The following is a 1,506-nucleotide window of genomic DNA, read 5'->3' as shown; positions in this document are numbered from 1 at the left end:
TACATTTGATTGTTGATGCACATGGCAATCCTATTGATTTCATGATTACCGATGGAACCACACATGATGTTAAAGTTGCACCTGATTTAATATCAACATTAGATTTAAAAGAGACAAAAGTGGTATGTGCAGATAAAGGCTATGATTCAGAACCACTGCGTGAACAGATCAGGAAAACAGGGACTAAAGCGAATATACCAAAGAAAACAAATAGCCAATCGAACAATGACCATATGGACTGGTATTTATATAAAATCAGGCATTTAGTTGAAAATATGTTTTGTAGATTAAAGCAATTTAGAGGAATAGCTACTCGATATGACAAGCTCAAAAGAAATTATCAAAGTTCTGTTGCTTTAGCATGTATATTTTTATGGCTACCTTTATAGGGTTAATTATGAACAGTAAATGTCAACAAACCCTATATTAAAATTAATATTATTTTCTTTAAACACTAAGTAATAAAAAAAGAGTGCTTAAGCACTCTTATATAGCCGTATGTTTAGTAAAGTCGGTAAGAAAAGCCAGAATCTAAAAAATTATTATGTGATCAAATTTCTTTTCTGCTCAAAATGCTCTTCAATTTTTGAACTCAGAAAATTAACAATAGGCTGCAAAGCATAATGTTCCTCTTGCCAATTTTGTTTACCGATTTCCCCTCTATATTCCTGTATAAGCCGCTGCAATACGAATTTCTGCTCAGGAGGAAGCTGAGGCATAACCCATCGAGCTGCATTGCCTTTTGAAGCAATATCCTTCATGACTAAACTAAAATAGATCCGGCATAAAGCTAAAATCTGGTTTCTTTCATCTGCATCCTCATCCCAATGAGCTACAATTTCGGGATAAGTATCAGACATTGCTTGCCATAGTTCTTGATCAGAAATTTCAGGTGCCCATTGGTCTAAAGCTGGACCAAATAAAACTGTATGATGAGATCTCGCTTTTCTAAGCAATATACTAATATCTGGGTCTTTCTGCGAACTTAATGTTCCACCTTCTTTAAGTTCTTCACGTAGCCATTCACCAAACTGCATTTCATAACTTAAAGGATAATTTCCAGACTGAATCTCATCTTTTAATAAAATAGTAACTTCTAATGGTCTTTGTAATTCCCCAACAGGCTGTGAAATTTTTAGTAATTCTTGTGCAAGCTGCTCGCGTAAAGCAGATGTTAATGGTTGAGTAACCACGACCAGAACATCAAGGTCACTTTCTGGCCCTAAGCCACCATCAACAGCTGAACCATAAAGATAGATTGCAAATAATGATTCCGCTAAAAGTTGCTGTAATTTTTCTTGTAGATATTCTAACTGAATGAAATCAGACATCTCTCATCTCCTTCGGAAGAAACAGATATAAAAAAGGCAGGATATTATACTCTGTACACGACAAATTTCACAGAACCCTTATCCTATCAGGATTCTGCTTTCTTAAAATTGCCAAAATTTCCTTAAACTCTTCTTTTTTCCCAAAACCAATTAAACGCTGAATCGCCATTTGAAC

At 34.8% G+C, this 1,506-nt stretch carries 1 protein-coding gene and 1 pseudogene; one reads left to right on the top strand and one right to left on the bottom strand.

The genetic code is table 11. The annotated features are described in order from the left end of the window. A pseudogene (locus FTV34_RS17405) lies at positions 1 to 389 on the top strand (IS5-like element ISAba31 family transposase); the annotation flags it as partial. A gap of 153 nt (positions 390 to 542) precedes the next feature. Here FTV34_RS17405 and FTV34_RS17400 read toward each other — a convergent pair. Then, entirely contained in the window at positions 543 to 1,331 is a 789-nt protein-coding gene (locus FTV34_RS17400; protein ID WP_005137601.1) for an ANT(3'')-II family aminoglycoside nucleotidyltransferase, read from the bottom strand. Positions 1,332 to 1,506: the final 175 nt, after the last annotated feature.

This window comes from Acinetobacter sp. YH16038, assembly GCF_013417275.1.
GTDB lineage: Bacteria > Pseudomonadota > Gammaproteobacteria > Pseudomonadales > Moraxellaceae > Acinetobacter.
The sequence above is the reverse complement of the archived record's forward strand: the minus strand, read 5'-3'. Positions and strand labels throughout refer to the sequence as shown.